The sequence below is a fragment of the Blautia sp. HCP3S3_D9 genome, from assembly GCF_052063845.1.
In the GTDB taxonomy this organism is placed as follows: domain Bacteria; phylum Bacillota; class Clostridia; order Lachnospirales; family Lachnospiraceae; genus Blautia_A.
Genome location: NZ_JBQHWS010000268.1, coordinates 1 through 1,481, shown reverse-complemented (window position 1 = coordinate 1,481; position 1,481 = coordinate 1). Strand labels below are relative to the sequence as shown.

1 protein-coding gene is annotated in these 1,481 nt (G+C 42.9%); it reads left to right on the top strand.

What is annotated here, in order from left to right; genetic code table 11:
- Positions 1-129 precede the first annotated feature (129 nt).
- On the top strand, positions 130-1,481 hold a 1,352-nt coding region (pyk, locus tag ACTNES_RS20790), incomplete at its 3' end, for a pyruvate kinase (protein WP_441040569.1).

Sequence of the window (1,481 nt, the reverse complement as noted above, 5' to 3'; positions counted from 1 at the left end):
AACAAAAAACTGGCAGGTTTGCAAACTCTTTTTAACGGGTTTTTTCCGGAAGATAAGAGAAAAGTAATTTTTACACAATATTGACAGGGATAAAATAGATACAATCAACAGTTGGAGGGAAAGAATTAAATGAGAAAAACCAAAATTATCTGTACAATGGGACCGTCTACTGATAAAGGCGATGTTATGGAACAGCTTGTGAGAGAGGGAATGGACGTAGCACGTTTCAACTTTTCACATGGACCTCACGATGAACAGAGAGGACGTATCCAGAAGCTGAGAGAACTTCGCAAGAAATATGACAGACCTGTTGCAGCACTTCTTGATACAAAGGGACCGGAGATCAGACTTGGATGCTTCAAGGATGGTAAGGTTTCTCTGGAAGAAGGACAGATTTTTACATTTACAAATAAAGATATAGAAGGAACTAACGAGCACGTAAGCATTACTTATAAAGAACTTTATAAGGATGTAAAACCAGGCGGACATATTCTGGTTGATGACGGACTTGTAGATCTGGAAGTTCAGGATATCGCAGGAAAAGATATCGTATGTAAAGTTATCAACGCAGGTGTAGTTGGTGATAAGAAAGGTGTCAATGTTCCGGGTGCAAACCTGAAGATGCCATTTATCAGCAAGAAAGACCATGATGACCTTCTTTTCGGTATTCAGGAAGGATTTGACTTTGTTGCAGCATCTTTTACACGTACTGCTGATGATATCCGTGAAGTAAGAAAAATCCTGAAAGAAAACGGCGGTGAAGAAATCCAGATCATTGCCAAGATTGAGAACCAGCAGGGTGTTGACAATATCGATGAGATCATCGAAGCAGCAGACGGTATTATGATCGCCAGAGGTGACATGGGTGTTGAGATTCCACCGGAATATGTACCTGTTATCCAGCAGAAGATCATCCAGAAAGTTTATACAGCAGGCAAACCTGTCATCACTGCAACACAGATGCTTGACTCCATGATCTCTCATCCGAGACCAACCCGTGCAGAGGCTACAGACGTTGCCAATGCGATCTTCCAGGGAACAAGTGCGACTATGCTTTCCGGAGAAACAGCAGCTGGTAAATATCCGGTACAGGCACTTCAGATGATGAGCCGTATCGCAGAGCATATGGAACAGAATATTGACTACAATACAATCTTTAAGAAAACAGACAGAAATGAAAACCCGGACATCACAAATGCGATCGCACATGCAACCTGCCTGACAGCAATCGACCTGAAGGCTCGTGCAATCCTTGCAGTGACAAAATCCGGAAGTACCGCACACATGATGTCCAAACACAGACCAGGATGTCTGATCGGTGCATGCACAAGCTCTGAGAGAGTTCTGCGTCAGCTGAACCTGTCCTGGGGCGTTTATCCGATGCTCATCAAAGAAGAATACAGCTCTGAAATCCTTTGCCTGAGAGCAATCGAAGCAGCACAGAAGCATAAAATTGTAAAAGTTGGTGATACAGTTGTATT